Source organism: Candidatus Bathyarchaeota archaeon, from assembly GCA_026014735.1.
GTDB lineage: Archaea > Thermoproteota > Bathyarchaeia > Bathyarchaeales > Bathycorpusculaceae > Bathycorpusculum.
The window spans coordinates 237,531-263,122 of record JAOZHT010000001.1; the positions used below are offsets into that span (position 1 = coordinate 237,531).

General features: G+C 50.6%; 26 protein-coding genes and 1 tRNA gene. 12 read left to right on the top strand and 15 right to left on the bottom strand.

Translation table 11 applies throughout. The features are described 5' to 3' along the window. Position 1: 1 nt before the first annotated feature. Genes NWE93_01165 through hemA form a run of 8 tightly spaced genes read right to left on the bottom strand, consistent with a single transcriptional unit; the run spans position 2 to position 7,383 of the window. Entirely contained in the window at positions 2–1,090 is a 1,089-nt protein-coding gene (locus tag NWE93_01165; GenBank protein MCW3998831.1) for a cobalamin biosynthesis protein, read from the bottom strand. Continuing rightward, positions 1,091–1,855 (bottom strand): precorrin-4 C(11)-methyltransferase, encoded by a 765-nt coding sequence (cobM, locus tag NWE93_01170; protein ID MCW3998832.1) that lies wholly within the window; start codon positions 1,853–1,855, stop codon positions 1,091–1,093. Beyond that, positions 1,852–2,622 (bottom strand): precorrin-2 C(20)-methyltransferase, encoded by a 771-nt coding sequence (cobI, locus tag NWE93_01175; GenBank protein MCW3998833.1) that lies wholly within the window; start codon positions 2,620–2,622, stop codon positions 1,852–1,854. Before cobI ends, cobM begins: the two co-directional genes overlap by 4 nt. Before the next feature lie 12 nt (positions 2,623–2,634). Continuing rightward, positions 2,635–3,240, bottom strand: coding sequence for a precorrin-6Y C5,15-methyltransferase (decarboxylating) subunit CbiT (gene cbiT / locus NWE93_01180; protein ID MCW3998834.1), 606 nt, complete (start codon positions 3,238–3,240; stop codon positions 2,635–2,637). After that, entirely contained in the window at positions 3,237–3,917 is a 681-nt protein-coding gene (gene cbiE / locus NWE93_01185) for a precorrin-6y C5,15-methyltransferase (decarboxylating) subunit CbiE (protein ID MCW3998835.1), read from the bottom strand. The genes cbiT and cbiE overlap by 4 nt, the downstream gene beginning before the upstream one ends. Next, positions 3,899–4,999, bottom strand: coding sequence for a cobalt-precorrin-5B (C(1))-methyltransferase CbiD (gene cbiD / locus NWE93_01190; GenBank protein MCW3998836.1), 1,101 nt, complete (start codon positions 4,997–4,999; stop codon positions 3,899–3,901). The genes cbiE and cbiD overlap by 19 nt, the downstream gene beginning before the upstream one ends. Positions 5,000–5,013: 14 nt before the next feature. Continuing rightward, positions 5,014–6,096 (bottom strand): sirohydrochlorin nickelochelatase, encoded by a 1,083-nt coding sequence (cfbA, locus tag NWE93_01195; protein MCW3998837.1) that lies wholly within the window; start codon positions 6,094–6,096, stop codon positions 5,014–5,016. Next, positions 6,097–7,383, bottom strand: coding sequence for a glutamyl-tRNA reductase (gene hemA / locus NWE93_01200; GenBank protein MCW3998838.1), 1,287 nt, complete (start codon positions 7,381–7,383; stop codon positions 6,097–6,099). A gap of 63 nt (positions 7,384–7,446) precedes the next feature. Between hemA and NWE93_01205 the strand changes: the two genes are divergently transcribed. From NWE93_01205 to NWE93_01235, 7 genes are read left to right on the top strand one after another with little or no spacing between them, the layout of a single operon-like run. Next, positions 7,447–9,006 (top strand): AAA family ATPase, encoded by a 1,560-nt coding sequence (locus NWE93_01205; GenBank protein MCW3998839.1) that lies wholly within the window; start codon positions 7,447–7,449, stop codon positions 9,004–9,006. Continuing rightward, the gene (locus NWE93_01210) at positions 9,000–9,656 is read left to right on the top strand and encodes a bifunctional precorrin-2 dehydrogenase/sirohydrochlorin ferrochelatase (GenBank protein ID MCW3998840.1); all 657 of its coding nucleotides are present in this window, start codon (positions 9,000–9,002) and stop codon (positions 9,654–9,656) included. The genes NWE93_01205 and NWE93_01210 overlap by 7 nt, the downstream gene beginning before the upstream one ends. Then, positions 9,653–10,627, top strand: coding sequence for a porphobilinogen synthase (hemB, locus tag NWE93_01215; protein MCW3998841.1), 975 nt, complete (start codon positions 9,653–9,655; stop codon positions 10,625–10,627). The genes NWE93_01210 and hemB overlap by 4 nt, the downstream gene beginning before the upstream one ends. Then, on the top strand, positions 10,615–11,928 hold the full coding sequence (hemL, locus tag NWE93_01220) for a glutamate-1-semialdehyde 2,1-aminomutase (protein ID MCW3998842.1): 1,314 nt from the start codon (positions 10,615–10,617) through the stop codon (positions 11,926–11,928). Before hemB ends, hemL begins: the two co-directional genes overlap by 13 nt. Then, complete coding sequence (gene hemC / locus NWE93_01225; GenBank protein MCW3998843.1) at positions 11,925–12,860, top strand: hydroxymethylbilane synthase; 936 nt, start codon at positions 11,925–11,927, stop codon at positions 12,858–12,860. Before hemL ends, hemC begins: the two co-directional genes overlap by 4 nt. After that, the gene (cobA, locus tag NWE93_01230) at positions 12,847–13,602 is read left to right on the top strand and encodes a uroporphyrinogen-III C-methyltransferase (GenBank protein MCW3998844.1); all 756 of its coding nucleotides are present in this window, start codon (positions 12,847–12,849) and stop codon (positions 13,600–13,602) included. Before hemC ends, cobA begins: the two co-directional genes overlap by 14 nt. Then, the gene (locus NWE93_01235; GenBank protein MCW3998845.1) at positions 13,581–14,402 is read left to right on the top strand and encodes a uroporphyrinogen-III synthase; all 822 of its coding nucleotides are present in this window, start codon (positions 13,581–13,583) and stop codon (positions 14,400–14,402) included. Before cobA ends, NWE93_01235 begins: the two co-directional genes overlap by 22 nt. Positions 14,403–14,429: 27 nt before the next feature. Here NWE93_01235 and NWE93_01240 read toward each other — a convergent pair whose 3' ends face one another. Then, positions 14,430–14,861, bottom strand: a complete 432-nt coding sequence (locus NWE93_01240) for a hypothetical protein (GenBank protein MCW3998846.1) — start codon at positions 14,859–14,861, stop codon at positions 14,430–14,432. On the opposite strand from NWE93_01240, the gene NWE93_01245 reads away from it, so the two are divergent. Next, complete coding sequence (locus NWE93_01245) at positions 14,852–15,733, top strand: hypothetical protein (GenBank protein ID MCW3998847.1); 882 nt, start codon at positions 14,852–14,854, stop codon at positions 15,731–15,733. The genes NWE93_01240 and NWE93_01245 overlap by 10 nt on opposite strands. 56 nt (positions 15,734–15,789) lie before the next feature. Here the strand turns inward: NWE93_01245 and NWE93_01250 are convergent, their stop codons facing one another. The 4 genes from NWE93_01250 to NWE93_01265 form a co-directional block, all read right to left on the bottom strand. Next, the gene (locus tag NWE93_01250) at positions 15,790–16,509 is read right to left on the bottom strand and encodes a PH domain-containing protein (GenBank protein MCW3998848.1); all 720 of its coding nucleotides are present in this window, start codon (positions 16,507–16,509) and stop codon (positions 15,790–15,792) included. Positions 16,510–16,513: 4 nt separating this feature from the next. Then, positions 16,514–17,017: a hypothetical protein gene (locus tag NWE93_01255; protein ID MCW3998849.1), complete on the bottom strand. Its 504-nt coding sequence runs from the start codon at positions 17,015–17,017 to the stop codon at positions 16,514–16,516. A 141-nt stretch (positions 17,018–17,158) separates the two neighbouring features. Continuing rightward, a tRNA-Lys gene (locus NWE93_01260) sits at positions 17,159–17,236 on the bottom strand. Positions 17,237–17,350: 114 nt separating this feature from the next. Next, on the bottom strand, positions 17,351–17,767 hold the full coding sequence (locus tag NWE93_01265) for a very short patch repair endonuclease (protein MCW3998850.1): 417 nt from the start codon (positions 17,765–17,767) through the stop codon (positions 17,351–17,353). Between the two features lie 112 nt (positions 17,768–17,879). On the opposite strand from NWE93_01265, the gene NWE93_01270 reads away from it, so the two are divergent. The 3 genes from NWE93_01270 to NWE93_01280 are packed head-to-tail and all read left to right on the top strand — an operon-like array spanning position 17,880 to position 22,254. Beyond that, the gene (locus NWE93_01270) at positions 17,880–19,085 is read left to right on the top strand and encodes a DNA cytosine methyltransferase (protein ID MCW3998851.1); all 1,206 of its coding nucleotides are present in this window, start codon (positions 17,880–17,882) and stop codon (positions 19,083–19,085) included. Further along, positions 19,082–21,373 (top strand): ATP-binding protein, encoded by a 2,292-nt coding sequence (locus tag NWE93_01275; GenBank protein ID MCW3998852.1) that lies wholly within the window; start codon positions 19,082–19,084, stop codon positions 21,371–21,373. Before NWE93_01270 ends, NWE93_01275 begins: the two co-directional genes overlap by 4 nt. After that, positions 21,370–22,254, top strand: a complete 885-nt coding sequence (locus NWE93_01280) for a hypothetical protein (protein ID MCW3998853.1) — start codon at positions 21,370–21,372, stop codon at positions 22,252–22,254. The genes NWE93_01275 and NWE93_01280 overlap by 4 nt, the downstream gene beginning before the upstream one ends. A gap of 345 nt (positions 22,255–22,599) precedes the next feature. Here the strand turns inward: NWE93_01280 and rqcH are convergent, their stop codons facing one another. After that, positions 22,600–24,663 carry a ribosome rescue protein RqcH gene (gene rqcH, locus NWE93_01285; protein MCW3998854.1) on the bottom strand — a complete coding sequence of 688 codons (2,064 nt, stop codon included), beginning with the start codon at positions 24,661–24,663 and terminating at the stop codon, positions 22,600–22,602. Positions 24,664–24,828: 165 nt separating this feature from the next. Here rqcH and NWE93_01290 point away from each other — a divergent pair, with 165 nt between their 5' ends. Next, a complete protein-coding gene (locus tag NWE93_01290; protein MCW3998855.1) occupies positions 24,829–25,122 on the top strand; it encodes a hypothetical protein in 294 nt (97 codons plus the stop codon). 10 nt (positions 25,123–25,132) lie between these two features. On the opposite strand, the gene NWE93_01295 is transcribed toward NWE93_01290, so the two are convergent. Continuing rightward, entirely contained in the window at positions 25,133–25,591 is a 459-nt protein-coding gene (locus tag NWE93_01295) for a hypothetical protein (GenBank protein MCW3998856.1), read from the bottom strand. Position 25,592 lies beyond the last annotated feature (1 nt).

The following is a 25,592-nucleotide window of genomic DNA, read 5'->3' on the forward strand; positions in this document are numbered from 1 at the left end:
CTTACTCGCCCTCGGCTATCGCCACTGTGACTCCGTTGCGCTTGGTTTTCTTTAGAATCAACTTCGCATTTTTTCCCGCTATCAATATTGCTGCTCGTTCACATACTCCTCCTACACCGATTTTTTCTTGAACCATCGCTGAATCAGGCGACAATTCTGAACTGTCTACTGCCCGAAGAGCCTCTACGCTTAAAAACTCCAGTGGCGCCCCAAGCTTTTTAACTGCATCAAGCATCGGCAACGAATCCTGCTTGATATCCACCGTTGCAAAGCGATACACCCTTGCCAGCGGCACATGCACCTGCTCCAGCGCTGTGTCGACGGCTTCGATGATGGCGTCCATGGATGCGTCTTTGCGTGCGCCCAACCCAACCACCACCTGCCTTGTCTTAAGGATAGCAAAGGGCTTAACGAACTTGGTAATCGTGAGTGGTTCATGACTGATTATGACGCCTGCATCGTAGCTGCTATTGATGATATCCAGCGCCTCCACGCCATTCTCCGCCAGCTTCACCTCATAACCCGCCAACGCATTCGGCGGAATCTTTGCGTCGCCCACCAGCACAAGCACCAATCGGTCGCCGTTGACGATGGCGGAGTTGACGCCTACGAGGCTGTCGGGGTTCTGGATAATTAAGTGGAGGGCTTTAGCGAATTCTTCCACGCTGAGTTTTCCCACGGAGTCAGTGGCGGTGGTTACCACGGGGATGGCGTTTATGCCTTTGGCGACGATGTGGGCTAAATCGTTGGCGCCGCCCAGATGCCCCGAGAGGAGGCTGATGGCGAATTTGCCTGCTGCATCCACACTCACCACTGCGGGGTCGGTTAGTTTGCTTTCCAGAAGCGGCGCAACCGAGCGGATGATGATGCCGGTTGCCATAACCGCCACTAAACCGTCGACTTTGCTGTAGATGTCCTTGATGAACTCCGTCAGCTTCTTATCGATGGCTACTACGCCGTTTTGGCTGTATTTATGGGGCGCATAAACCGTGCATGGTACCCTAGCTATATCCAGCGTTTTTTGGATTTTAAGCGCGGTTTCGACGCCTCGTCTTGTAACTGCGATGACTGCTATGCCCTTTTCATACATTTACTCTTCGCCTTTACGGAAACCCGTGGTGAATTTAGGGTCATAAAGCTTAGATAAATCATACGCCTGCGGGTCTAAGACTTTTCCAACAAAAATCAGCGCTGTCTGCGTAATCCCCTCCGCATGGACCTTCTCGACGATGTCGGCGAGGGTGCCTTTAACGATTTTCTGGTCCGGCCATGTGGCTTTGTAGACCACCTGGCAGGGAGTGGTTTTGGGGTAGCTGCCCTTCACTAAATCCTCAACAACCCGGGCAATATGGGGGGTGCCCAGGAAAATTACCATGGTGGCTTGATGCGCGGCGAGTTTGCGGATGCTTTCAGCTTCGGGAACAGGCGTGCGTCCCTCGGGGCGCGTGATGATGACGGTTTGGCTGATGTTTGGAAGGGTTAATTCGCGGTTTAACGCGGCGGCTCCGCCGAGTAGGCAGCTGACGCCTGGGATGCGGAAGTACTCGATGCCCTCTTTATCCAGCGCAGTCATGACTTCCTGTATGGCGCCGTAGAAGCTTGGGTCGCCGTCGTGGAGGCGCACAACCCGTTTGCCAGCTTGGATGCCCTGCACCATAACTTTAAGCATTTCCGGAAGCCCCATCTCTGCGCTGTCATAGAGCTCCGCTTCTTTCTTGCAGTACTTGAGGTACTCGGGGTTAAGCAGGCTGCCTGTGTAGATGACTACGTCGGCTTGCTCAAGCCACCTTTTGCCTTTAAGCGTGATGAGTTCGGGGTCGCCGGAGCCGGCGCCGATGAATACAACCTTATTCATTTCCTGTAGCCTCCGTTTCCGTTCTTCCAGTGAATAGGAACCTGGCTTTTCTTGACGATGGCAACCGAGAAGTAATCCTCCGAGACATCCCAATCCTTAACCTCGCCGAGTTTGCCCACAACCACCTTTTCCTCGGGAAGAGTACAGCGTTTGACGAGGGCGATGGTGGAGTTCTCCGTGAAGCCAGATTTAAGCAGGATGGGAACGAATTCTTTGATGTGAAATGCGCATTTCATGAACACCAGGTTCTCGGCGTGTTTGGCTGCGTCTTCCAGGTGGGCTGGGCTTAGATCGGTGGGGATGATGGTGACGACTTCTTCTTTCTCCGCTAAAGGCAGCTTGCTGCTGGCTGCAACCGCGGTGACTGAGGTGACGCCGGGGATGATTTCCATCTCAATTTCAGGGTAAGTTTCCTTGACGAATTCGTAGAGGTAGAGGAAGGTGCTGTAGAGCATGGGGTCACCCAGCGTAATGAAGACCACGCTGCCTTTTCTGGCTCTGTCCGCGACTAGGGCGGCGTTTTCTGCCCAGAGCCTGCGGTTGTTAAGTTCATCTTTATTCATGGGGAATATGAGTTCAAGGATTTCAGGGGGCACGTCCCGCTCAGCCAAAATGGGCTGTATCATGCTTAGGGCCATGCTGGGTTTCTGCGCCTGCGATTTAGGTACGCAGATAACGTCTGCTGCTTTAAGTGCCTTCGCCGCTTTTAGCGTGATAAGTTCGGGGTCGCCTGGACCAACGCCGATGCCTATGAATACGCCGACCATACATGTTTTCTCCTAAATTTTTGTTGCGGAAACTATCGTGACTGGGTTTCTTGCCAGCATCATGGTTCCACTGTTAATCTGTTTTCCCTTAGCCACCGATATAGCTGCCACGTCGATGTCGACAAACCGCAGCGCCTTAAGCTCATCGACGGCGACGGTTGCCGTCTCTAGGAGGATGGCGTTCACCACGATTCTGCCGTTGGGGTTAAGTTTAGCGTTGGCAAACTGGAGGATAGGTCGCAGCGACACGCCGCCTCCGCCTACCAGAAACGCATCTGCCCGGGGCAGGCTAAGCAGCGCACCCGGCGCCTTACCCAACGTAACCGACACCTGGTTTTCGACGGCGAATTTATGCACGTTGCTTTTGGTTAACTCTACAGCATTGGGGTCTTCGTCTAAGGCGTAGACTCTGCCTTTGCTGCCTACCTGCAGCGCTGCCTCCACGGTTAAGCCGCCTGTGCCGCAGCCCACGTCAACCACCACTGCGCCCTCGCTTAGCCGTGCTTTGCTGATGGTGATTACCCTGATTTCCTCTTTAGTTGGCCCTGGAACCTTCTCGTTTTGGTTGAACGCTTCATCGGGGATCCCAGGCGTCTTGTAGATCCATTCTTTAGTCATTGCATTTTACTTCCGTTAACCTGATCCTGAATTACCATGATGCAAAGCGGCCAAAACCGCTGGTCCCCTAAATCGCCCAGGCGGGTGGAGAGCACTTTTTCGTCGGGCAAAGTGAGGTTTTCGCAGATAAACACATGGGTTTTGCTGTCGAGGCCCTCTTTGATGAGGTACTCTGCGATGTCGCTGGGCGAGAACCCCCGCATGTCAGGGAGAACCATTGCGGTTTTGCCCTCTTTAAGGCATGCTGCGAGTTGCTGCTTGTCTTTTTGGGTTTGTTTGCCTTCATGAAACGTGAATATGGCGGCATCTTGCCAGCTTAGGTTCAGCCGGGCGGCGCATGCCTGGATGGAGCTGATGCCTGGCACAACGCAGATGTCGCTTGGCTGGAATAAACCGCTCTCTACTGCGGTGTGAAGCAGCCCCGAAAACCCTGGGTCACCCACCGAAAGCAACGCGACGTTTTTGTCTTCTTTCAGGGCTTGGGCTGCCTGTTTTAGCGTGTCGTAGAGGGTTTTGGCGGTGAAAACCACTGCTTCGCCTTGGATGTCGCCGTGCATAAGCTCAACGGTTCTCTGGGAACCCAAAACCACATCTGCCTGCTGCACCGCTTTTCTGGCCGCTGCAGTCACATAATCCTGTGAACCTGGCCCGACGCCTACTATAACAAGTTTTGCCATGGCTTATTGCTCCGTGCATTTTGGTCCATGCCCAGGACTTCCCCGTCCATGGCGACGATTACCACGCTTATCTTTATCTTATTTTCCACTCGCTCACACACGCGCTCATGCACACGCTCTGCAACGCGGTTGTAGGTGGCTTCAACCAGTCCTGCCTTTTGGAGGATTTGGGTTGCTTCGTCGGTGGTGTTTGCCTTCAGCAGCTTCTGGATGGTTTGGGTGTCTGCTCCAGCGGCGCCCGCGTAGGCTGCGATGACTTCGTTGCGTGCGTCGCCGACTTTGTGGTGAGTGTTAAATAGCCGCGCCGCCAGCTTGACAAGTTTGCCTGAATGCCCCAGCATCACGATTTCGCCCACGCCCCTCTCGACGGCTTTATCAAGCATGTAGCCGACGAAGTCGCCGGTCTGCACAATCGCGTCTTCGGGCACCCCAAACTTTTCTTTGGCTATGCGTTCGCCGATGTTGCCGGGGACGCAGAGGATGCGTTTGTAGCCGCCTGCGAGGGCCACGTCGATTTGGGGAACCAGCGAGCGGCGGCAGGCTTCCATCGAGTAGGGCTTCACGACGCCTGTGGTGCCTAGAATTGAGACGCCGCCCTGTATGCCCAGTTTATCGTTCATGGTTTTCTTGGTGATGCTGGCGCCTTGGGGTGCGCTGATAACTACCTCGGCGCCTCTGCCCTCGGGGAGGACTTCTTGGACTGCCTGGATAATCATGGCCCGGGGCACGGGGTTTATGGCGCCTTCGCCGATGGGCACCTGCAAACCGGGCTTTGTGACTACGCCGATGCCTTCGCCGCTTTTAACGGTGACTTTTCCGTCGCCTGTGAGTTTGACGGTGGCGACGATTTCCATCTTGTCGGTGGCATCGATGTCTTGCCCCGCATCCTTCACCGTGACTGCCTCTGCGGTGTCCAAGGAAAGTTTGCGGCTGCTCTTCACCGTCAACTCAAACCGCAAGCCAATCGGCGTCGGGATAACAACGCGGTCCACTGGCATACCCAAGGCTGCGATTGCCGCGGCTTTAGCTGCTGCCGCCGCCGTTGCCCCCGTGGTGATGCCGTATTTAAGAAACCGCGCCATTCTGCCTGTCGCCCCTAAGGTTTTGCTTCTGCCATATTAAGTAGGGCATTAAAGATGGCGACGGCGATGGTGCTGCTTCCTTTACGTCCCTTAGTGATTATGTAGGGTACCTGCAGCTTGGTGATGGCCTCTTTAGATTCTGCAGCTCCGACATATCCAACGGGCACAGCCACAACCAAGGCAGGTTTCACTTTGCCTTTTTCAATTTGGTCAGCTAATTCGAAGGCTGCAGTAGGCGCGTTTCCAATTAAAAAGATGGCGCCTTCTGCTCCATCGGCTACAGCTAAACGTACCGCGGCGCTTGACCGGGTAATTTCTTCTTCAATGGCAAGTTTGCTAGCGCGTTGATCATCGATGAACGTTAAGATTCTCCCGCCGAACCGTTGTACTCTACCCTCGTGGATGCCTGCCTTAATCATCTTCGTATCCGTGAATACCTTCGCTCCAGCCTTAATTGCCGCAACACCCGCCTCAACGGCTCCGTCGCTTATGACGAGTAATTTAGCGAATTCTGGGTCGGCGGTGGTGTGCACGACGCGCTCAATGATGGGGATTTGGTTTTTTGGTGCTTTTGAGAGGACACCTTGGATTTCGGGGCGAATGAGTTTCATGCTTTGGTCGTAGATTTTGGAGGAGGTGGCAGGGTAAGTCGTGACGGGTGCGGCTTTGAAGGGTGCGTGGTGGTGGTTCCAGTCGTGGCCTAACGCTTTGAGTGCTTTCTCTTCGAGTATAACTGCAATGCATTCGTCTGCCCCGATGGGTTCGCCATAGAATAGTTGGATGCCTTTTTGGGAAAGCTGTGATTCCTTGTCTTTGACTTCAATCATTTCAGGAATCTCTTTGGTTGTATGTACCCCCGACGCTAGAAACACGGGAACTAACACGATTTTGTCGACTTTTTTTCTGGTTAAATTATCGATCGCTTCGGAGATGGTGGGGGGGTTGCGTATCATAAACGCGATTTCCACCTGTCTAAATGATGAGCGTTCCCGAAGTATATCGGCTAGCTTCTCGAGGTTTTCTTGGTTATGCGGTAGTTTGCTGCCGTGTCCGATGAGAATTAAACCGACATTGTCAAGAGCTAACGATTTTGGCAATTAATTCTTCTCCGTTTTCTCAAACAATTTAGCCGCTGCCTCAATGGCTTTTTTATCACCTGTCTTAGCAGCTGCTCTGAGGTTCTCAACTACTGGAATAAAGGTTTGCTTAAGCAAAATCGAGGTTAAATCGTTAAGAACACGCCTTTGGTGTTCATCGAGGTCACCCATCATGGTTAAGGCGGTGCTAAGTTCTCTCTGGCGGACCTGCTCGGCCTGCGAGAGAATCTCCGAGATCATGAGTCTGACGCTGAGGCTTTTCATGTCCTCCTCGAGCCCGGGCAGTTCTTGGTCGAGCAGGATTTGAGCGGCTTCTATGGCTCTTTGCCGCTGCTCCTTATTCTTGTCAGCGATCATCTGTAAATCATCGATGCAGTAGAGTTCGGTGCCTTTGACTTCGGCAACGCTTTGTTCGACGTTGCGGGGATTGGAGATGTCGATGATCATCATGAACTGGGGGTTTCTGCGCATTGCCATCAGCCTTGTGATGGCTTCTTTGGTTAACAGGTAATGCGGCGCGGATGTTGAGCAGATGACGACGTCAGCGTCAGTCATGACTTCGTCGAATCGGTCCCAATGCACTGCCTGCCCCCCGAGGTCGGCGGCGAGTTTGACGGCTCGGTCGTAGGTGCGGTTAGCGATGAAGATGGGACTTAAACAGCGCCGGGCAAGCGCTTTCGAAACCAGCGTTCCGATTTCGCCAGCGCCCATAACCAAGATTTTCTTGGATTCGAGGTTTCTCAGAATAGTGAGGGCAAGCTCGACGGCTGCGGAGCCGATGGAGACGGCACCTTTGTTGATGCCTGTCTCGCTGCGGACTCGGCGCCCAACTGTCATGGCTCGGTTGAAAAGGTGTTTAAGGATGGGCCCGAGGGTTTTTGCGTTATCGGCTAGGATGTAGGCGTCCCAGACTTGGTTTAGGATCTGGTCTTCGCCGATAACCATGGATTCCATGCCTGAGGTGACGCGGAGCAGATGGTTGAAGGCGTCGTTGTCGTAGCTGACCTCTAAGGCTTCTGCTATTTCCCCGCGGTGTTCTTTGGCTCGATTAAGCAGCCACTGTCTGGCTGATTCAGCGGCGCCTTGGGGGTTTTCGGCTACAAGATAGATTTCTGTGCGGTTGCATGTCTGCAGGTAGAGGCATTCTTCGATGCCTTCTATGGTTTTTAGTTCGGTGAGGGCTTGGGTTTTCTCTTGGAAGGCGACTGCTTCCAGTAGCATAACGCGGGCTGTTTTGTGCGTTATGCGGAGGTTGATGACGTGGTCTACCTTCGCCGAAGCATGCATGGATGGATAAACCGACCGGCTTAAATATAACGTTTGCGGTAAATACCCCGACGGGCAAAACCAATGAATCCACCACGCAGAATCGGCTTAGCATACCTACAAGGAGCGCTTCCATGCTTCGAAAACTTCGGAAACCTCCCCACCGACCTCCTAGGACCCACCGCACAACTCGACGGCAAACCCGCCTCACAAGTCCTCGACATGCTAATCATACCCGGCGGCAGCCTCGTGGAATCCGCAAGCGTCAACCCCGCCGTCACACGAGAAATCGTAAAGATGGCCGATGAAGGCAAATATATTTTGGGCATCTGCTCGGGTCTTCAGGTACTCGCCAAGGAAACCGACGTGGGGCGCCTCTCCACCATACCCATCAGGCGGCAGGGCATCGGCCTATTAGACGCCAAAGTTTCCCCCCTCATATGCACCGACCGCGTAACCGCCGACGTCGTGGAGGCCAGCTTCCTCACCGGCGAAGTCGGCGCGCAGGTCCGGGGGTTCCACTGCCACACCTATGGCGAGATGAAACTGGGCGGCGGCGCCAAACCCATCCTCATCAGCCACGCCCAGTACATCAACTACTTTGTCAAAGGCAGAGACCTGGTTTCAGGGGTTTCAAACAAAGCCGGCAACGTCGTAGGCGTCTTCATCCATGGTTTACTCGATAACAACCCCGCAATAACCACGGGCATTCTTAACTCGCTTGACCTAACCCAAAAGGACCTGTCAGCCATCAAGGCGGCTAACGCTAAACTGCTGGAGAGCATCAAGGGCGAAGTCGGCGTCTCCACAGGCATCCATCAGCCGCCCCCCGTGGAAACCAAGCCCAAGCTGCTGCTGATAACGGCGTTGGCTAGTGGTTCAGGGAAAACCTTTGTTGTAACAGGAATCGCTGGAGCCCTCAAGAAACGCGGCTACAAAGTCGGCATAATCAAGGTCGGCGGCGACATCCGCGACGCGGTGCCCTCACTCTATTTGCTGAAAGAGCCCATGCGGGAGTATTCCTCGATTAGGGTTGGGCAAAGCGGCTGGGTGACTCCCCGGCAAGCCATCGAAAACGCCTCGCAAGACTACAATTTTCTGATTGTGGAAGGCGCCATGAGTGCCTTCACTGGATTGCTAAACACCAAATACGATCGGCCCATGTCAACTGTCGAAGTGGCGGCGGCGTTGGGTGCCTCAACGGTTCTGGTGGTGGCCTGCGACCAAGAAGGCCTCGAAGGCGCCCTGCTTGATACCCTCAACAACATCGTTGCCCTCAAACGCTTAGGCGTTAACCCCACCGGCGTGATACTAAACAAGCTTCACGTCAGCTACATGACCAAAGAAACCGTGGCTATGATGCAGCGGGCCTTTGGAGAAGTCGGCGTGCAGATTATAGGTATGGTTCCCCGTTTGGACCTGCAGCGCCGCGGCATGATTCCCGAGGTGGAAATCCGCTATGAGGATTTCTGTGCACAGGCCTTGGAAGCTGCGGAAAAGAGCCTCAACTTTGATTTGCTCACCCAGTTAGCCCTGCCGCCTAAGCCCGTGGAAGTTGATTATGATGTTTTTCCGGAGAAATTCAAAAACCTCTTAACCAACTACCGCCTTAACGGTTCAGCAGGTGCAAGCAAAGAGTGCTAATCGACCTCAAATTAACCGGGAAAACCGTTATGGTAGTTGGAGGCGGCGCAGAAGCCCACCGTAAACTCCAAGGCATACTGGATTCAGAGGCGAAAATCTGGGTTATCAGCCGCGACTTTGTCGAGCCCATCCAAAAGCTGGGGCAGGAAAAACGGGTTGCGCTGCTCAAAACCGGCATCAAGGATGCCCAGGCGTTCGTTGATAGCCTCAGCCCCAAACCCTACATTCTGCTCGCCGCCACCAACGACGGCGCCCTCAACGCGGGGCTAATTAAAGCCGCCAAGTTCTATGGCTGCATGGTTTACAGCGTCGATGACCCCTCGGCGAGCGATTTTATTTTGCCTGCGGTGGCACATGTCGGCGACGTGAAGATAGCGGTTTCCACAGGCGGCAAGAGCCCAGCGGTGGCGCATGTGCTGCGGGAACGCATCGAGAAACTGGTCACGCCGATGGATCTGCTCTCGATTCAGCTGCAGGAGAAAGCCCGCGCGGTCCTCAAAGAGAAGGTGTCTGACTCGGAGAAGCGGAGCCAGATGTTATATGAAATTCTTGGCAGTGAAGAAATCAAAAAGGCGTTATCTGAGGGCAAATTAGCTGAAGCTGAAACTTTAGCGTTGGCATTAATCAATAAAGAGGAGAATCAAGTATGAGTTTTCCAACCGTGCGAATGAGGCGGCTGCGCAGAACAGCTGCGCTGCGTCAGATGCTAAACCAAGTTACCCTTAACCCCGCGCACCTCATCTATCCCATCTTCGTCGAGGAAGCCATCCAAAACCCCGTCGCTATCCCCTCTATGCCCGGCTACAGCCGACTTCCCCTCTCCATGGTTGCAGAGGAGGGCAAAGAGGCGCTGTCGCAGGGCTGCAGAAGCGTGCTGCTATTTGGCATACCCGCAAAGAAGGATGAGCAAGGCACCTCCGCCTACGCCAAAGACGGCGTGGTCCAAAACGCCATCCGCGAACTCAAAGCCGCCCGCGGCGAGGACCTGGTGGTAATCGGCGACGTGTGCCTCTGTGAGTACATGAGCCACGGCCACTGCGGCATAGTAAAGGATGGGCAAGTCCAAAATGACGCTACCTTGGAGCTTTTAGGCAGAATCGCCGTCAGCTACGCCGAGGCAGGCGTCGACATCGTTGCGCCCTCCGCGATGATGGATGGGCAAGTCGCCGCCATCCGCGAGGCACTTGACGAGGCAGGCTACGATCAAACCCCAATTATGGCTTACGCCGCCAAGTATGCCTCGGGCTTTTATGGTCCCTTCCGCGACGCCGCGGATTCCACGCCCAAGTTCGGTGACCGCCGCAGTTACCAGATGAGCCAGGGCAGCCCCGAGGAGGCGCTGCGTGAGATGGAACTCGACATCGAGGAAGGCGCCGACATGATTATGGTTAAGCCCGCATTGGCATACCTTGACATAGTGGCGCTTGCCAAAGCCAGCTTCAACGTGCCCATCGTCGCCTACAATGTCAGCGGCGAATACAGCATGGTTAAAGCCGCCGCAGCCAACGGCTGGGTAGACGAGAAAACCCTCATCCGCGAAATCCTGGGTGGAATGAAGCGGGCAGGCGCCGACCTCATCATAACCTACCACGCTAAAGACGCAAAAGCATGGTTGAAGTAGCCTTGACATCTAAATCTGAAGTGCTCTTCCGTAGAGCCCAAAAAATCTTGCCCGGCGGCGTAAACAGCCCCGTCCGCGCCTACGACCCTTACCCCTTCTTTGTCGAGCATGCAGCGGGCTCCAAACTCTATGACGCCGACGGCAAAGCCTACGTCGACTACTGCAACGCCTACGGCGCCCTGCTTTTGGGGCATGCCAACAGCGAAATCCTCGACGCAGTCAAAGCGCAAATGTCAAAAGGGACACTTTACGGTGCACCAACCGAGTTGGAAGTGGCCTTCGCCGAGGCAATCAGCAAAGCCTCGCCCTGCATGGAGATGCTGCGCCTCGTCAGTACAGGCACAGAAGCCACCATGCATGCCATCCGAGCTGCACGCGGATACACAGACCGCAAAAAAATCATCAAATTCGACGGTTGCTTCCACGGCAGCCACGACAACGTCTTGGTCAAGGCAGGGTCGGGAGCCGCCACTTTTGGCGCTCCAAACTCGCTTGGGGTTCCCGAAGAAACCACCCAAAACACCATCGTTCTACCCTACAACGACGTGGAAGCTTTAGAGGCGACGTTTAAGAGTGAGGGAAACCAGATTGCCGCAGTTATCGTCGAGCCCGTTATGGGAAACGTCGGCTTAATTTTGCCCAAAAAAGACTATTTGCAAACCCTGCGCAAAATCACCGCCGTCAACGGCACCATTTTGATTTTTGACGAAATCATCACTGGCTTTCGCCTCTCTTTGGGCGGGGCTCAGGAACTCTTCGGCGTTCAACCCGACATGGCGACGCTGGGCAAGGTGCTCGGCGGCGGGTTCCCTCTGGCGGCGTTTGGCGGCAAAAAAGAAATCATGCAAAACATCAGCCCCGTGGGCAAAGTGTATCAGGCAGGCACTTTTAGCGGCAACCCCGTGTCGGCATCAGCTGGCATGGCAATCCTTGGCTACCTGACCAAAAACAGAAGCCAAATCTACCCGCGGCTCGAAAAGAACGCCTCCACACTCAAAGCTGCCCTAACCGACCTATCCATCCAACACAAACTCCCCGCTCAGGTCTACAGCATAGCCTCGCTCTACCAAATCTTCTTCACAAAAGACGCGGTCACCGATTACGCCTGCGCCAAACACAGCGACGCAGCCATGTTCACTGCTTACTTCCATGCGTTGCTAAATGAGGGCGTGTTTATTCCGCCATCACAGTGCGAAACCTGCTTCCTATCCGCCGCCCACACCGAAGACGACCTTAAATTTACCATAAACGCCTTCGACAAAGCCCTCGCGGCGGCTGCGAAAACGAGGAAAACCCCATGAAGCTAACCGTCGGAACCAGAGGCAGCAAACTCGCCCTTGCACAGACAAACCGCACATTGGACTGGATAAAAGCCAAAAACCCAGACGTGGAGTTCGAAATCAAAATCATCCACACCATCGGCGACAAAGAACACGGCAAACCCCTCTTCACTATCGACTGCAAGGGCATCTTCGAGAAAGAAATCGACCAAGAAGTTGTGGCTGGAAAAATAGATTTTGCCGTACACAGCCTCAAAGACGTGCCCATCGTGGAGCAGCAAGCAGGCACGGTTTTGGCGGCTATTCCCAAGCGCGATTCGCCCTGTGATGTTTTCATCTCTAACAATCATGTTAAGCTTGCAGAGTTGCCTAAGGGCGCGGTTGTCGGAACAGGCAGCCTGCGGCGGCTAGCAGAAATCAAGTACCTGCGCCCCGACCTAGAAGTGGAGCCCATACGAGGCAACGTGGACACCCGCATCGGTAAAGTCAAAAAAGGCGCAATCGCAGGCATCGTTCTCGCTGAAGCAGGATTGGAACGCATGAACATAACTGGAGAAATCACCCAGCGTCTCTCGCTCGACCAGTTTCCATCCGCAGCGGGGCAAGGCGCGATTGCGGTCGTCGCCAAAGAAGGCAACAGCGAGGTCATCAAAATTTTGCAGTCAATCGAAGACAAAGCAACTCGTGCGGAAATAACCGCTGAACGAAGCCTCGTCCTCAAACTCGAGGGCGGCTGCCGCGTCCCAATCGGCGCAGTCGGCAAAGCAGAAGGCAACAGCCTCACACTCTACGGCAGCATATTCTCGCTTAATGAACGCAAAAAAATCAGTGCATCCGAAAAAGGGTCTCTGGCGCAGGCTGAGGAACTCGGAGCTAAAGTCGGCGAAGACCTCATAGCGCAGGGCGCAAAGGATTTTGAGAAGGAGTGGAGAGAAAAGTATGGCGTTTGGTAAAGTCTACCTTGTCGGTGCGGGTCCAGGCGACCCCAAACTGCTCACAGTAAAAGCCGTTGAAATCATCAAACAAGCAGACGTTCTAATTTATGACCGCTTGGGCGTCAGCGACGAAGTCCTCAACATGGCACCCGAAAAAGCTGAGCGGATATTCGTGGGCAAACGAACCGGTCTGCATGAGGTGCCCCAGGACCAAATTACAAACAAAATCGTAGAGAAAGCCAAAGAAGGCGGCAGGGTGGTGCGGCTCAAAGGCGGCGACCCCTTCATCTTCGGGCGGGGCGGCGAAGAAGCCGAGGCGCTGGTGGCGGAGGGCATTGAATTCGAGATTGTGCCCGGAGTCAGCTCATCGGTTGCAGCCCCAATGTATGCGGGCATACCGCTTACGCACCGTGATTACGCAGCCTCAGTCGCTATAATTACAGGTCACCGTGCAGGCGACGCTGAGAAACCCGTGGACTGGGTCAAAATCGCAGGCGCAGTAGACACCATGGTCATCTTGATGGGCGTCGAATCGTTGGAGGGCATCGTTGGCAAACTGCTTGCAGGCGGCATAAACCCAGACAGGCCAGTTGCCATGATTGAATCTGGCACGCTACCGCAGCAGCGCACCCTCATAGCCACCTTGGGCACCGTGATCACAGAAGCGCAAAAGCAGCAGATTAAGCCGCCCTCAGTCATCCTCATCGGCGAAGTAGCCACTTTAGGCAGGAAACTTGCATGGTTCAAACAGCCCCTCTGAAAGGAAGAGTCGTCGCCATCACCCGCCCAGCGGGGCAAGCTGAGGAAGCAGGCGAGCTAATCCGCGCAAAAGGCGGTGTACCCTACTATATCCCCGCCATAGACATCAAATCCCTAAGCAACCCCGAGCCAGTGAAGAAATTCATCGCTGAACTGTGCGCTGGAAAAGTGGACTACACTATTTTGATGAGTACCAACGGCGTTAAATACCTCTTCGAGGCAGCCCAGGGCATAGGGCAAACCCAAATGTTGCATGAGGGCTTAGCGAAATCCTGTGTTATGGCTGTTGGACCCAAAACCGCCGAGGCAATTCAGGCGCTTGGGCTGCGGGTGGATTTGGTGCCTCAGAAGTACAGCGGTGAAGGCTTGCTGGAGGCTCTCAAAGAAGCAGACCTTACAGGGAAAAGAATTCGCATGCCCAGAACCAGCAATGCCCCTCCGATGCTCGGTGAAGCCCTTAAAGCCAGGGGCGCGGATGTGGAGGAAATCTACGTTTACGAGTCAGGTTTACCGGTGGATGAAGCACTAAAAACCAAATTTTACGACGACTTGGTTAGTGGGCGCATAAATGCAGTTCTCTTCGGCAGCGGGTTGAGCGCCAAAAACATCTTCAAAATGCTCGCCGAAAAAGCAGACATAGAGCAGCTACGCAAAATCCTCGCCGAAAAAGTCACGGTCGTGGCCATCGGACCCACCACCGCGCGGGCTCTCGAGGAACTCGACGTGAGAGTCGATGTGGTGCCAAAGGATTACCTCTTCGAAAATGCGTTGAACGCTTTAGCTGGGCACTGGGCAGTTTAGGGCGCCGCTGTAGCTGCGTGGGCACAGTCACTTACGTTTAACTTCAAAGCCGCCCCCCATTAAATAGTTCATTAACAGGTTTTTTATGGAGGTGGATGTATGGAAGCAGCGGATAAAACTGGCAAAGTCAAATTGACCATGGAGCTTGAAATTAACCCTGCCGCGATGGAGCTGATCAAGGAGAATATGAGTCACATGATGGAGTATGCTTCTCAGATGGGTTGGCGGCAGGGCGGGAAAGGCAAGTCCGGTGAGGGCGGCATGGGCATGATGCATCATGGCGGTCAAGAGTAGCGCAGATTTTTTGCTCTCTGTATAGTCGCCGCTGGTGGCAGGTTTCCGTTTTCTTTTTTTAGTTTGATTGCCGCCTTGACCTGCAGATAAGCAGACTTTTTGATTTAAATTCAAGGCGACGCTCTGAAGTTTTATTAGCTTTGAGGCTATTACGAATGCCTGCAATGTCAAACCCCTTCTCTCTTGGTGAAAAAGCCGCTGCCTACGATAAAGTCGGCACCAGCAAACACGAAGTCACCCAAGCCCTAGCTGCGCTTAAACAGCTACGAGACAAGTATCCCTTCAGCGAGAACCTCTGCAGCATCGAGTGGCTTGACCCCGACCGACTCTACAAAGTTAACCCCGACGAAGTCGGCGAATTCTTCCAGCTGCTCGAGAAAGCCCTCCGACCCGTCAGCTACTCGAATCAGAGCAGCAGCAACATCTACCGCAACGCCCGCCTCCAAATCGGCGAATTCAAAAAGCTGTTGCGCCTCGCCGTGGATGACCGCAGATCCCTCTCTGAGAAAGTCGATGCCCACTGGGAACGCATAGGCGGCGTGGGGCAGGATAAGCTGTTGCCTAAACGGATTATTTACTGCTTTAACGAGGAGAAGGGGTCTGTGGCGCCTGTTTTTAGCAATCATCATCTGCGGCACTTCGTGGGGCGCATCGGCGATGCATCCACTGGGCAAACCAAGTATTACTCGCTGGGACAGGAATATCAGCATTTCACCGAGATGCTGCTGAAAGCCAAAAACAGCCTGCCCCAAACCAAAAGCTGGCACAGCCTCTACTTCGGTCGGTTCCTCTACGAGACCTATCCGCCCCCCGACAGCGAACGCATAGGCGTCAACGCAGCGCCCGAACGCAAAATCGCAGCCGCCGTAACCAACGAGCAGCTGGACCTGCAGGGTTTCATGCGGCTTCTGGGCGAGTTGCAGAAGCAGGGCAAAATCGGCGGTGACAAGTTTCGGGAGTACCGCAGCCTCTGGACCTGCCAGCCTAGCGAGCGGGAAGGGTTAACGCAGCGGCTGAGAAAAATGCTTAATCCATAAGCCTATCTGCGCCCAAAAGAAAAAGAGCCTAACAAAAAATCAAAGGAAAAAGGGGGTTAGCGTTGCTTAAGCAAATCACGGATCTCGCGAAGCGTCACCAGAATCTCGTCATCAAGCCCCTCCATGCTGGGAACAGGCTTCTCCGTCGGATAAACCACCTCGGTTCCAGTGGTATAGGGCTCTTTGAATTTGCGCAGCTCCAAGAGGATGAAGTCTCTGACTTCCTCGTAGAACACGATGCCGGCTAGGTTTTCCTCGGGGCCCTTTTGGCTTGCGCCAGAGTACCCTGCGGTTTCAATGTGCACGGAGCCGATTTTGAAGATTCGGTCGAAGGGTCCTGCTTGGCTGGAGATGTTTGTTATGGTTCGGAAGGGCACGTGTCGGCGGGTGATGGTGAATATGCCGCGTTTAGAGTAGATTTCTGGCATGGTGTCGCCGGATTCTGCTTTCACCGAGTACTCTATGCTTCTAAAGTAGATGGGTGTCAATGCAAGGGTGGGTAGGAGCCAAATCAGGTTTAGCCCCACGGTCCAGAGGTTAACGGGTAGGAAGTATTGGTTGATTGTTTGGGTGGCGCTTAGGTTGCCGGGTTCTCCTGCGCCCATATAGGCGATTGCGAGGAAACTTAACACTACGCTTAGGTAAATGATTATGAATGCCAGGATGTTTTGGGTCTGCATCTTGTGGAGGTACGCTTTAGAGGGCTTAAAGATTGTACCGCTTGTTATCTGCTGCTTGGGGGGTCGGATGACTTTTTCTTGAGTGTTCTTGGTCATTTTTTCAGTCACCTCCCCTTCGTTTGTAGCGGGGGATTTCTTTGGCGGCGAGTTTGTTAAAGACGGCGTTGGCTTGCTGTGTCATGGGCAGCTGTTTTTCGTCGGGGCGCAGCGTTAGGTTGTATTCTTCGATGACGGCGTTGAGGGTTTCTCTGCATTCGTTTTCTTTGGGGCATTTTGGGCATTGTTTTCCTGCGTAGGAGTCATGTTTGTACCAGATGATGACGCCTAGTTTTTCGGTGTAGACTATGTAGACTTGGCTGCTGGTTTGGTAGTCGAAGCCGATGAGGAGGCCTTTGTAGTCGAGGAGGGTTTCGATGTCGAGGCGGTGGCTGTTGGCGTGTTCTTGGAGGGTTTTGGCGATTTTTTCTCGGGCGCGGTTGAGGACGCGTGAGGTGTAGGCGGGGCTCCATTGTTGGGTTGGGTGTTGTTGGGCGATTGTGCTGGTGTTTTTTCCTTTTTGGAATTGTTGCCAGATGATTGTTTCGTCTTTTGAGAGGGCGCCCATGTACTCACCGCCATATATTTACCAAAATATAGTAAAGATTTACTATAAAAGCGTTGAGGCAAACAGCCCACCCCCAACCCCAAAACAAACCAAAAAACCATCAAACCCGCCAAAAAACACACCAACCCCCAAAACGGAAAATGGCGGGCCCGACGGGAATTGAACCCGCGACCTAAGGATTAAGAGTCCTCCGCTCTAGCCTGACTGAGCCACGGGCCCACACACTACAACTTCTAAAAACTGTTCCACAGCAAAATATAGAGATTGCGGTACCTCAAACGCGAAAACCTGTTTTTTTGTTTAGCCTATCCCTCGCGGTACAATTTAGCTTGGTTAATGTTGGCTTACCCATTTTCTTTCTTTTATAGTCTTGGCGATTTTCTCAACAACCGAATCAACACTTGCCAGTTCATGTTCCCAAAACCTCAAAACAACCCATCCCTCGTCCGCTAACTTGGCGGTTTTAACCTTATCGCGCTCCTTGTTCTTCTCCAGTTTCGGTTGCCAGTACCCCACGTTTGTTCCGATTTTGTGCGAATGAATAGGGCAACCATGCCAAAAGCAACCATCAACAAAAACAGCGACTCTTTGCTTGGGAAAAGCAATATCAATTTTAGATCGGCCGTACTGGACCCTGAACCGGAAGCCCCGCCGCCAAAGCGCTTTTCTCAGGAGCACCTCTGGTAGGGTGTCTTTCGAGTGAATAGACGCCATTACCTTGGAACGTTTTTCTTTCGTCAGGTTATCCATCGAAAAAGGATATTAAATAATGGTCTATTTGGTCTTTTTTACAAAAGGAATCCAAAACGTATTCATAACCAGACGAAAAATTATATCTACACCTTGCGCACCTTTAATAGGCATGCAAGTTACCAGCCAACGCTCTGCGCCTGTATATATTGATCTCTTTGCGGGTTGCGGAGGCTTATCACTAGGTTTATCAAATGCTGGCTGGCGAGGGTTGTTTGCGATAGAAAAAAACCCTATGGCGTTTAGTACACTGAAGCATAATTTGATTGATAAAGAAAACCACTTTGATTGGCCTGATTGGCTTCCAAAAAAGGAGCATAACATTAACGAAGTTCTAAATAAATTCGAATCAGAATTGTCCAACTTGGGCAGAGTCGATCTTGTGGTTGGCGGACCGCCATGTCAAGGCTTTTCTCTTGCCGGGCGCAGAAATAAGAATGATATTAGGAATACCTTACCGCAATCTTATATAAAATTCGTAAAGATTGTTAAACCTTCTATGGTTTTCTTCGAAAATGTAATAGGGTTTACTATAGGATTCAAGCATAAAAAATCACGAGGCAAAGCTTTTTCAGAGTATGTAGAAAGCGAACTCCGAGCGTTAGGCTATACTGTTAAAAGCGGTATTATCGACTTCTCAGCATATGGGATTCCACAAAGAAGAAAACGATTTATTCTTATAGGGATGCTCAACGGAAACCCAACGCAGTTCTTCCAAAAAATCGTTGAAATGAAAAAAGACTTTTTGACAAGAAAAGGATTAACCGAAAGCACCTCGCTCTATGAGGCAATATCAGATCTAGAAAAAACTCATGGCCAGCGATTTTCCTCGGATTGCCCCGCATTCATGGAAGGGGTTTATGGAGAAATAACAAGCCCCTATCAACAACTAATGAGGGTTCAAAGATCAGGTCTATTGCCTGATAGTCATAGGTTCGCTCGGCATAATAAAAAAACTGTTGATCGGTGGATACAAGTTTTAGCAAATTGCCCAAGAGACGTTGTACTCTCGGAAGAATGGAAAAAAACGTTCAATCTGAAAAAGAAAAGTATCACACCGCTTGATTGCAAATCAACTTGCCCAACTCTTACGACGTTGCCAGACGATTATATTCATTATTCGGAACCACGTATACTCACGGTTCGAGAGTATGCAAGGATTCAGTCCTTCCCTGATTGGTATGAGTTCAGAGGAAAATATACCACTGGTGGTAGACAAAGAAAACTCGAAGTACCCCGATATACGCAAGTTGGGAATGCTGTTCCACCATTGTTTGCTGAACTTAGTGGAGAAATATTGGAGAAAATGTTGAGTTGATTGAAGAGCAAGTACAGTTTAGGATAAGTTCAGAACTTAAAAATATAATCGGTAGGGACCTAATTACTGATGATTTTATCGCTATCTATGAACTTGTTAAAAATTCCTACGACGCTAACGCCCAAAATGTGGAACTAAATTTCAAACGAATTCGAGATTTTACCTGGCGTACAACAGCCAAAATTTTCGTCAAAGACGATGGCGATGGAATGTCATACATGGATTTCCATGAAAAATGGTTGTTAGTTGGTTACTCAAGAAAACGCGAAAACGAGAAAACTCTTGAGAGCGATGATTATCGTGATAAAATAATTAAAAAAAGAGCTTTGGCTGGTGCAAAGGGCATCGGTCGTTTCTCGTGTGATCGTCTTGGCAGCAAATTACGGCTTTACTCAAAGCGTGCTGACGAAAATTTCTTCCATTGTCTTACAATGGATTGGGATAAGTTCGAACAGGATCCAACAAAAGAATTTCAAAGTATCAACGTGAAATATGAACAAAGAGAAACACTTAACATTGAAATCGATGTGACTAATTTTACAAAAGGCACAATTCTTGAGGTTTCAGCTCTTCGTGAACCATGGGAAAGAGAAAAATTGCTAAAACTGAAATCCCAACTCCAACGATTGATAAACCCAGAAGCAATCGTTGAAACTGAAGGTTTCACTATCAAACTGATAGCGGAAGAGTTTATTGCAGAGGATAAAAAATATGTTGATTTTTTTGAGAAGGTTAATGGTGAAATTAAGAATATATTGTTTGAAAAATTGGGAATAAAAACTACACACATTAAGTGCACAGTTGATGCAGAAGGAGAAAAAATTACAACTGAATTAAACGATAAAAGCGTTTTCATTTATAACATAAAAGAGGATAATAATTATAAACCCTTGCATAACGTTATCATAAACCTTTTTTACCTAAATGTTCAAGCTAAAACCGCTTTCACTAAATTAATGGGTCTTGAACCTGTAAACTATGGCTCAGTTTTTTTCTATAAAAATGGCATTAAAATAAACCCTTGTGGAAATTTCGGTGATGACTGGCTAGGCCTAGATAAACGAAAAACACAGGGCACAAAACGGTATTTTGGAAACAGAGATGTAATGGGTCGTATAGAAGTAATTGGATATCAACCAAATTTTAAAGAGGTTTCAAGTCGAGACGGTGGCGTAGTTAGAACGCCAGAAGTCGAGCTTCTTATCGAACTGTTCAAGGAAAAAGTGTTGATTAGACTTGAGAAATATGTCGTTGAGGGCATTAATTGGGATTCAGAGACAGAACCAAAGAGCGATGAGGATATAAAAGTAGATACTTTTAAACTCGTTACAAAACTCGTCGAAAGTGCAAAAGAGAGCGGACAAACGATTTCTTTTAACAAAGATTTATTGGAAATATATTCGCAGAAGCAAATTGAACGCACTCCTGAAATCATGAAAAATATTGAATCGCTGAAAGAGCACCTCAACTCTGAGGAAGCAAAGGACTATTTGGATTTGCAAGCAAAAAGTGCCGTATCTTCATTTCGAGCGCTAAAACGAAAACAGCGCGATTTAGAAAGAGACATAAAGCTTAAGGAACAACAGGCATTGTTCTTGGATAGGGTTGCTGGAGAAGAAAAAAAAGAGATTTTAGCGGTTCAGCACCAAATAGGGCTTGGTGCTTTGTTAATACGGAAGTATCTCCTACCGCTGAGAGGAAAAATAGTAAGAGATGAACGAATACCACGCGATGAATTGTTGTTTGCTATAGAAAATGTATTGCTCCAAACTCAGATAATGGCTTCAATGTCAAGAGAACAATTCATTTCCAAAGCTAGATTTAAGCTTTCATCTGAGGAAATAAACGAAGACCTGTCGCTGTACATTCAACAGTACATCGAGCGTGTTTACATCCCCTTTAATAATAAAGAGCTTGACGAAAAGCAGGTAACCATTAAAGTTAATCGGCCCGAGAATGTTGTATTCAAGCGAATTTTTGACGCCATGAAAATTGTAGTCATTATTGATAATCTTATTAGCAATTCCACTAAAGCAAAGAGCAAAAACATTGAAATCAGTATTTCTTGCCCCGATGAGCGCTTTCTTGAGATTAGATTCAGAGACGATGGCATTGGTATTTCTGATAATGACTTGAAAAATATCTTCAAGTTCGGATATACGACAACCGGCGGAAATGGCATCGGCCTTTATCATATTAAAAAAATAATGGCTGAGTATGGTTCGATAAAAGTTAATAATCATCTCGAAAAAGGGGTAGAGTTTCTATTGAGGGTGAATAAGAATTGATTTTAGAATATAATATTCTTTGGTTTGAAAATAGAACTGACTATTATGAATTATGCAAGCCAAATATCGCAGAGTATTTATCGAATCTTGGATTTAGCCCATCATTCTTCTATTTTAAGGATGGTTCTGAAATAGCTGATCTCACAAAAAGAAAAGATTTAGACCTAATTTTGATTGACCAGAATTTGAGATTTAACTTTAGAGGCGACGATTTGGTCAGTTCATTGAGGAAGGAGGGTTTGTTTACCGAGGTCATTCTCTATTCTCAATATAGAGATTTTGAGGAGAATATTACAAAGAATCTTGACGGTGTATACTATACAGATAGAGAACATTTGGAAGAGAAAGCTCAAAAAGTTATAGAAATGACCTTGCGGCGAGATTTAGATATGAGTAATATACGCGGAACTTTTATCGCTGAGACAATTTATGCAGCCAGTCAAATGGAAGAGCTTATAACTAAAATTTTCCAATTATCTGAGCCCCTCTCTTCTTTTCTAAAAGAGCAGATGCAAGACGAGAATTTTAGTGACTTCTTAAAATACAAAATAATAAAACGTTATTTAAGTGAAGAGATAAAATTGGCCAACATGGAAATCACTGCATGCGGAAAAGCCGTGGACCCTAAGTTGATAGAAAGACGAGATAGGCTTGTTAAAATGGATGTAGATTTTAATAATTTCAAAGATGACATAATTGAATTTAGAAACCAGTTAGCGCATGGCAAAAAATGTGAAGATAAGCGAAATGTTTTAGTCATTAAAAGTAAGAATAACCACAATTTACATGAACAACCTTTTGATATAGAATACTGTAAGGGGAAAAGAAATCTGTTCAAGGAGTACTCAAAACTACTCCAAGAAATACACTCAATTATTTAATATGAAACAAGCGATCAAATGTTAGTAAAGAAAATATTCTAAATGTTGTTACAGTGTGGCGGGGTTTTTTGGGCCTTTCTGTGGGGTTGTGTGTGGTACAAAACTCTTTTTTTGTGTGTGGTGCTTTTTTGTTTTGGTGACGGGTGGACCTTGTCTGTTTGGGGGGGCCATGCTAGTGTCCCGTTGCATTGTGCTTGTCTTTGGTTTTCTGTTGTTTGCTTTGGTTGCTTTTTATAAGGGGAGGGAGGTCGTTGTGGAGTAGCTGACGTCGCTTCTATGTTGCTATAAATAGAGGGGGGGTAGAGGCTGCTGAGCACGCGCGGTTGGTCTGTGTTTGCTTGGAGGTTAGGGGGTTGTGGCTTTGGGGTTGAGGGCGCCTTTGGTGTAGGGGATGTATTCGCGGATTTGCTCTATGCTGGTTTTGCCGGCTTTGATGCGTTGCTCGCGGCTGAGTTTAGCGGTTAAGGCCCGCAGGACCAGCTGGAGCAGCTCCTTACCCTGATAATCCCCCGGCTGGATGACCACGTAGGTTTTGGTTTTCGCCCGCACCGAATCCACCGGGCCCCCCACAAACGCGGCTTCCTCGCCCACGCAGATGCCCACGGCAACCCGAAGCGGCGTATTGCGAAACCAGTTCCTTTTGCCAACCACAAAAAAGGCTCCATGCGGCACCGACTCCCCGCTGGGGCCACTCTTGCTAAGCTGATCCACCCTGACCCAGTACACGTCTGCGGCGCCGGCGCCCTCGCGCCAAGCACGCGAATAAGACGCAGCTGCCTCAGCTGCCTCCAACAGCGCCTGCCCAGAAACTTCGCGTCCCTCCGCCTTCACCACCACAAAGGGCGAACCCGCGATTTCAGCATGGAACACCACGTCCTCGGCGGATGTGTGCTTTTTTATCAGCACCTCGTTACTCACCGTGTCCTTGCCCGCCACCACCAAGAACCCGTCGGAGCTGGTGAAGTGACGGAATTTCTCGTACCACTGCCGCGTCTCCATTTCCTCTTTACGCTTCGAGAGCGCCTCCATGATTTCAGCGGGTTTAAGGCTCCTAAGCCTCTCCGCCTCCAAAAGCTCCGCCTCCGCCTCGCCGAGTTTGCGTCTAGAGTCATAGAGCGCCGCCATCGCGCCCTGCGCCTTCTGCTTAGCGCGTTTGCCCCGCTCATAGTACTCGTTAGCATTATCGAAAAGCGACAGACGCAAACAAAAACTCAAACGCAAACCCTCAAGATTCATGTTAAAAGCCATGTTTTTCCCATCAAAAGACTCCACATACGCCATCGGCAACTTACCCTGCTTTTTGGCAGCCAACACCTGCCCGACGATGGCTTCCCAAGCATACCCCTGAGAGCTGGCTTTAAGCAAAGTCTCCTGGAAGCTCTCAAGCTCATTGAAGTGGGCGTAGATGACATCGCCGATTTGTCGGTCATGCTCGGATTTGGCTTCGTCCTCAGCGATGGATTTCTCCTGCTCAGCAACCATCCGCTTCAACCGAGCGGCTTCAGCTTTAAGTTTATCAACCTCTATGGTTCCCGCCGCCCGCTCCACGGCGGTTACATGCAGATAGAACTCGTCGAGTGCCGCGTTGAAGGATTCAAACGGCTGGGTTCTGTAGCCCTCATAGCGCCTAAGCTTCAGCGGCGTAACATCAAGGTAGCTGCCTTCCGAGTCTTGGATTATGCCTGGCTCAAATTTGCCCTCCATAACAGGCGCAAGCAAGCTCTGCAGGGCACCGAAAACCGCGTCAGTCTCCTCTGGCTTGAGGCTTATGCAGGGCCTACTCTTCTCCACACCGGCCCTAAGCAAAATCTCCTCCGCATACACGCCGCCCACACCCAGAAACCGGGCCAAAAACCGCACTGCCTCCACCTCGCCTGCGGCATTTAGCCCCTCCTTGAGCACCTCAAGGGTGGCTTGGAAGGGGTTAATTCCGCTTTGAGGCGGATACTCCAGCGTCAAACCCCGTAGGATATCGCGGTCACGCATCTTCTTGAAAGCTAACGCCTGCACAATCACGTTTTGCTCGTTGATGAGGATAAAGTTGCCATCCCCGAAGAGCTCCACCACCAGCCGCAGCATCCCCGTTTTTGTTTCAAAACTCAATGTTACAATGCGTTCGAACCCGTATTGTTCGATGCCGCGGAACCAGGAGTCGCGGAGGTACTTGCGCAGCATCATGCAGAACGGCGGCGGCTCAGCGGGGCTTTCTTCGGCGTAGGCGGTTTGGTGGATGCGTTTGCCTGCTTCTATGGCGAGGCGGAGGGGGGCTTTGTCGGTTTTGTGGAGTTTGAACACGAGGGTTTTTTCTGTGAACTGGTAGATGTTGTTGACTCGGCTGTCGGCTACTGTGGATTGGAATTCTTTGACGGCTGCTGCTATGTCAAAGCTGGTGAAATCTTTTTTGCGCATACCTATCCGCTGCGTTACTTAGTTATCTGCCCTAAAAAACAGTTTGCACCAAACCCCTCTTTATGCGGGGTTTAGGGTCTTTGGCGTGGCAGAAACAGTTAATACTTAGGCATCTTTTTTAAGGGAGAACAAAATATATGTCTGCCAAGGATTAGGATTTCAAACATGACTCCTGTAGTTCAACTTTACTGGATTCGGGTTGCGTTGGGTTTAGTGGCTGCCGCCATATCCGCGGTGATAGCGGCGCTTTTTGGCACCTTAACTGACATCACCTGGCTGGTAAACAGCATAACCGTTGCCCTGCTCGTCTACTTCATAACCTACTATATCCTAAAAGCAGCGTATCAGAAGAAAATCGAGCAGGCCTCAAAGATCCTCAGCACAGGCATCGGCATGTACTTCTTCACCTGGATAGCCTTCTTTGTCCTCATCTACACAGCTATCCAAATCATGATCTAAAAAAAGAGATTTACTCTATTTTTGGTTCCTCGTCACCCTTGAAAAAGTTGGCGATGGTGGCTTGGCTCTTGTCACTGCGCAGCGTCTCGATCTTGTCCTCTTCGCCCTTGTCGGCCTTGGGTGCAGGAGCCTCTATGCGGCAGAGGATACGCATGCAATCTGCCCACGCGGAAAAATAGCCCCGATCGAAGTCGCCGTGTAACCCGTTTCCCATGTGGGCAAGGAACTCTTTGCGGTAGCTGTTTAATGCGACTTTATCAGTTAAATCCAGCTTGGAGAAGAAGGCGTAGTCGTCGTTGGTGTTTTTGCGGGAGAGATACATTCCGTAGAGTGCACGGAAGTAGCCGCGGTTCCAGTCGGTTTTCTGCATTTTCTGCTTAACACGTTCCAGTTCACGTTCTGCCTCAGCGAATTGCCTGGCGATTATAAGCTGGAAGTACCTTGTCACTAATGCTTGTGCAATCGGCATA

What these genes read in the sequence shown, in the direction of transcription:
- NWE93_01165 (MCW3998831.1), bottom strand. Translation starts at nt 1,090, where the DNA reads ATGTATGAAAAGGGCATAGCAGTCATCGCAGTTACAAGACGAGGCGTC.
- cobM (MCW3998832.1), bottom strand. Translation starts at nt 1,855, where the DNA reads ATGAATAAGGTTGTATTCATCGGCGCCGGCTCCGGCGACCCCGAACTC.
- cobI (MCW3998833.1), bottom strand. Translation starts at nt 2,622, where the DNA reads ATGGTCGGCGTATTCATAGGCATCGGCGTTGGTCCAGGCGACCCCGAA.
- cbiT (MCW3998834.1), bottom strand. Translation starts at nt 3,240, where the DNA reads ATGACTAAAGAATGGATCTACAAGACGCCTGGGATCCCCGATGAAGCG.
- cbiE (MCW3998835.1), bottom strand. Translation starts at nt 3,917, where the DNA reads ATGGCAAAACTTGTTATAGTAGGCGTCGGGCCAGGTTCACAGGATTAT.
- cbiD (MCW3998836.1), bottom strand. Translation starts at nt 4,999, where the DNA reads ATGGCGCGGTTTCTTAAATACGGCATCACCACGGGGGCAACGGCGGCG.
- hemA (MCW3998838.1), bottom strand. Translation starts at nt 7,383, where the DNA reads ATGCATGCTTCGGCGAAGGTAGACCACGTCATCAACCTCCGCATAACG.
- NWE93_01205 (MCW3998839.1), top strand. Translation starts at nt 7,447, where the DNA reads ATGAATCCACCACGCAGAATCGGCTTAGCATACCTACAAGGAGCGCTT.
- hemB (MCW3998841.1), top strand. Translation starts at nt 9,653, where the DNA reads ATGAGTTTTCCAACCGTGCGAATGAGGCGGCTGCGCAGAACAGCTGCG.
- hemL (MCW3998842.1), top strand. Translation starts at nt 10,615, where the DNA reads ATGGTTGAAGTAGCCTTGACATCTAAATCTGAAGTGCTCTTCCGTAGA.
- hemC (MCW3998843.1), top strand. Translation starts at nt 11,925, where the DNA reads ATGAAGCTAACCGTCGGAACCAGAGGCAGCAAACTCGCCCTTGCACAG.
- cobA (MCW3998844.1), top strand. Translation starts at nt 12,847, where the DNA reads ATGGCGTTTGGTAAAGTCTACCTTGTCGGTGCGGGTCCAGGCGACCCC.
- NWE93_01235 (MCW3998845.1), top strand. Translation starts at nt 13,581, where the DNA reads ATGGTTCAAACAGCCCCTCTGAAAGGAAGAGTCGTCGCCATCACCCGC.
- NWE93_01245 (MCW3998847.1), top strand. Translation starts at nt 14,852, where the DNA reads ATGCCTGCAATGTCAAACCCCTTCTCTCTTGGTGAAAAAGCCGCTGCC.
- NWE93_01250 (MCW3998848.1), bottom strand. Translation starts at nt 16,509, where the DNA reads ATGACCAAGAACACTCAAGAAAAAGTCATCCGACCCCCCAAGCAGCAG.
- NWE93_01255 (MCW3998849.1), bottom strand. Translation starts at nt 17,017, where the DNA reads ATGGGCGCCCTCTCAAAAGACGAAACAATCATCTGGCAACAATTCCAA.
- NWE93_01265 (MCW3998850.1), bottom strand. Translation starts at nt 17,767, where the DNA reads ATGGATAACCTGACGAAAGAAAAACGTTCCAAGGTAATGGCGTCTATT.
- NWE93_01270 (MCW3998851.1), top strand. Translation starts at nt 17,880, where the DNA reads ATGCAAGTTACCAGCCAACGCTCTGCGCCTGTATATATTGATCTCTTT.
- rqcH (MCW3998854.1), bottom strand. Translation starts at nt 24,663, where the DNA reads ATGCGCAAAAAAGATTTCACCAGCTTTGACATAGCAGCAGCCGTCAAA.
- NWE93_01290 (MCW3998855.1), top strand. Translation starts at nt 24,829, where the DNA reads ATGACTCCTGTAGTTCAACTTTACTGGATTCGGGTTGCGTTGGGTTTA.
- NWE93_01295 (MCW3998856.1), bottom strand. Translation starts at nt 25,591, where the DNA reads ATGCCGATTGCACAAGCATTAGTGACAAGGTACTTCCAGCTTATAATC.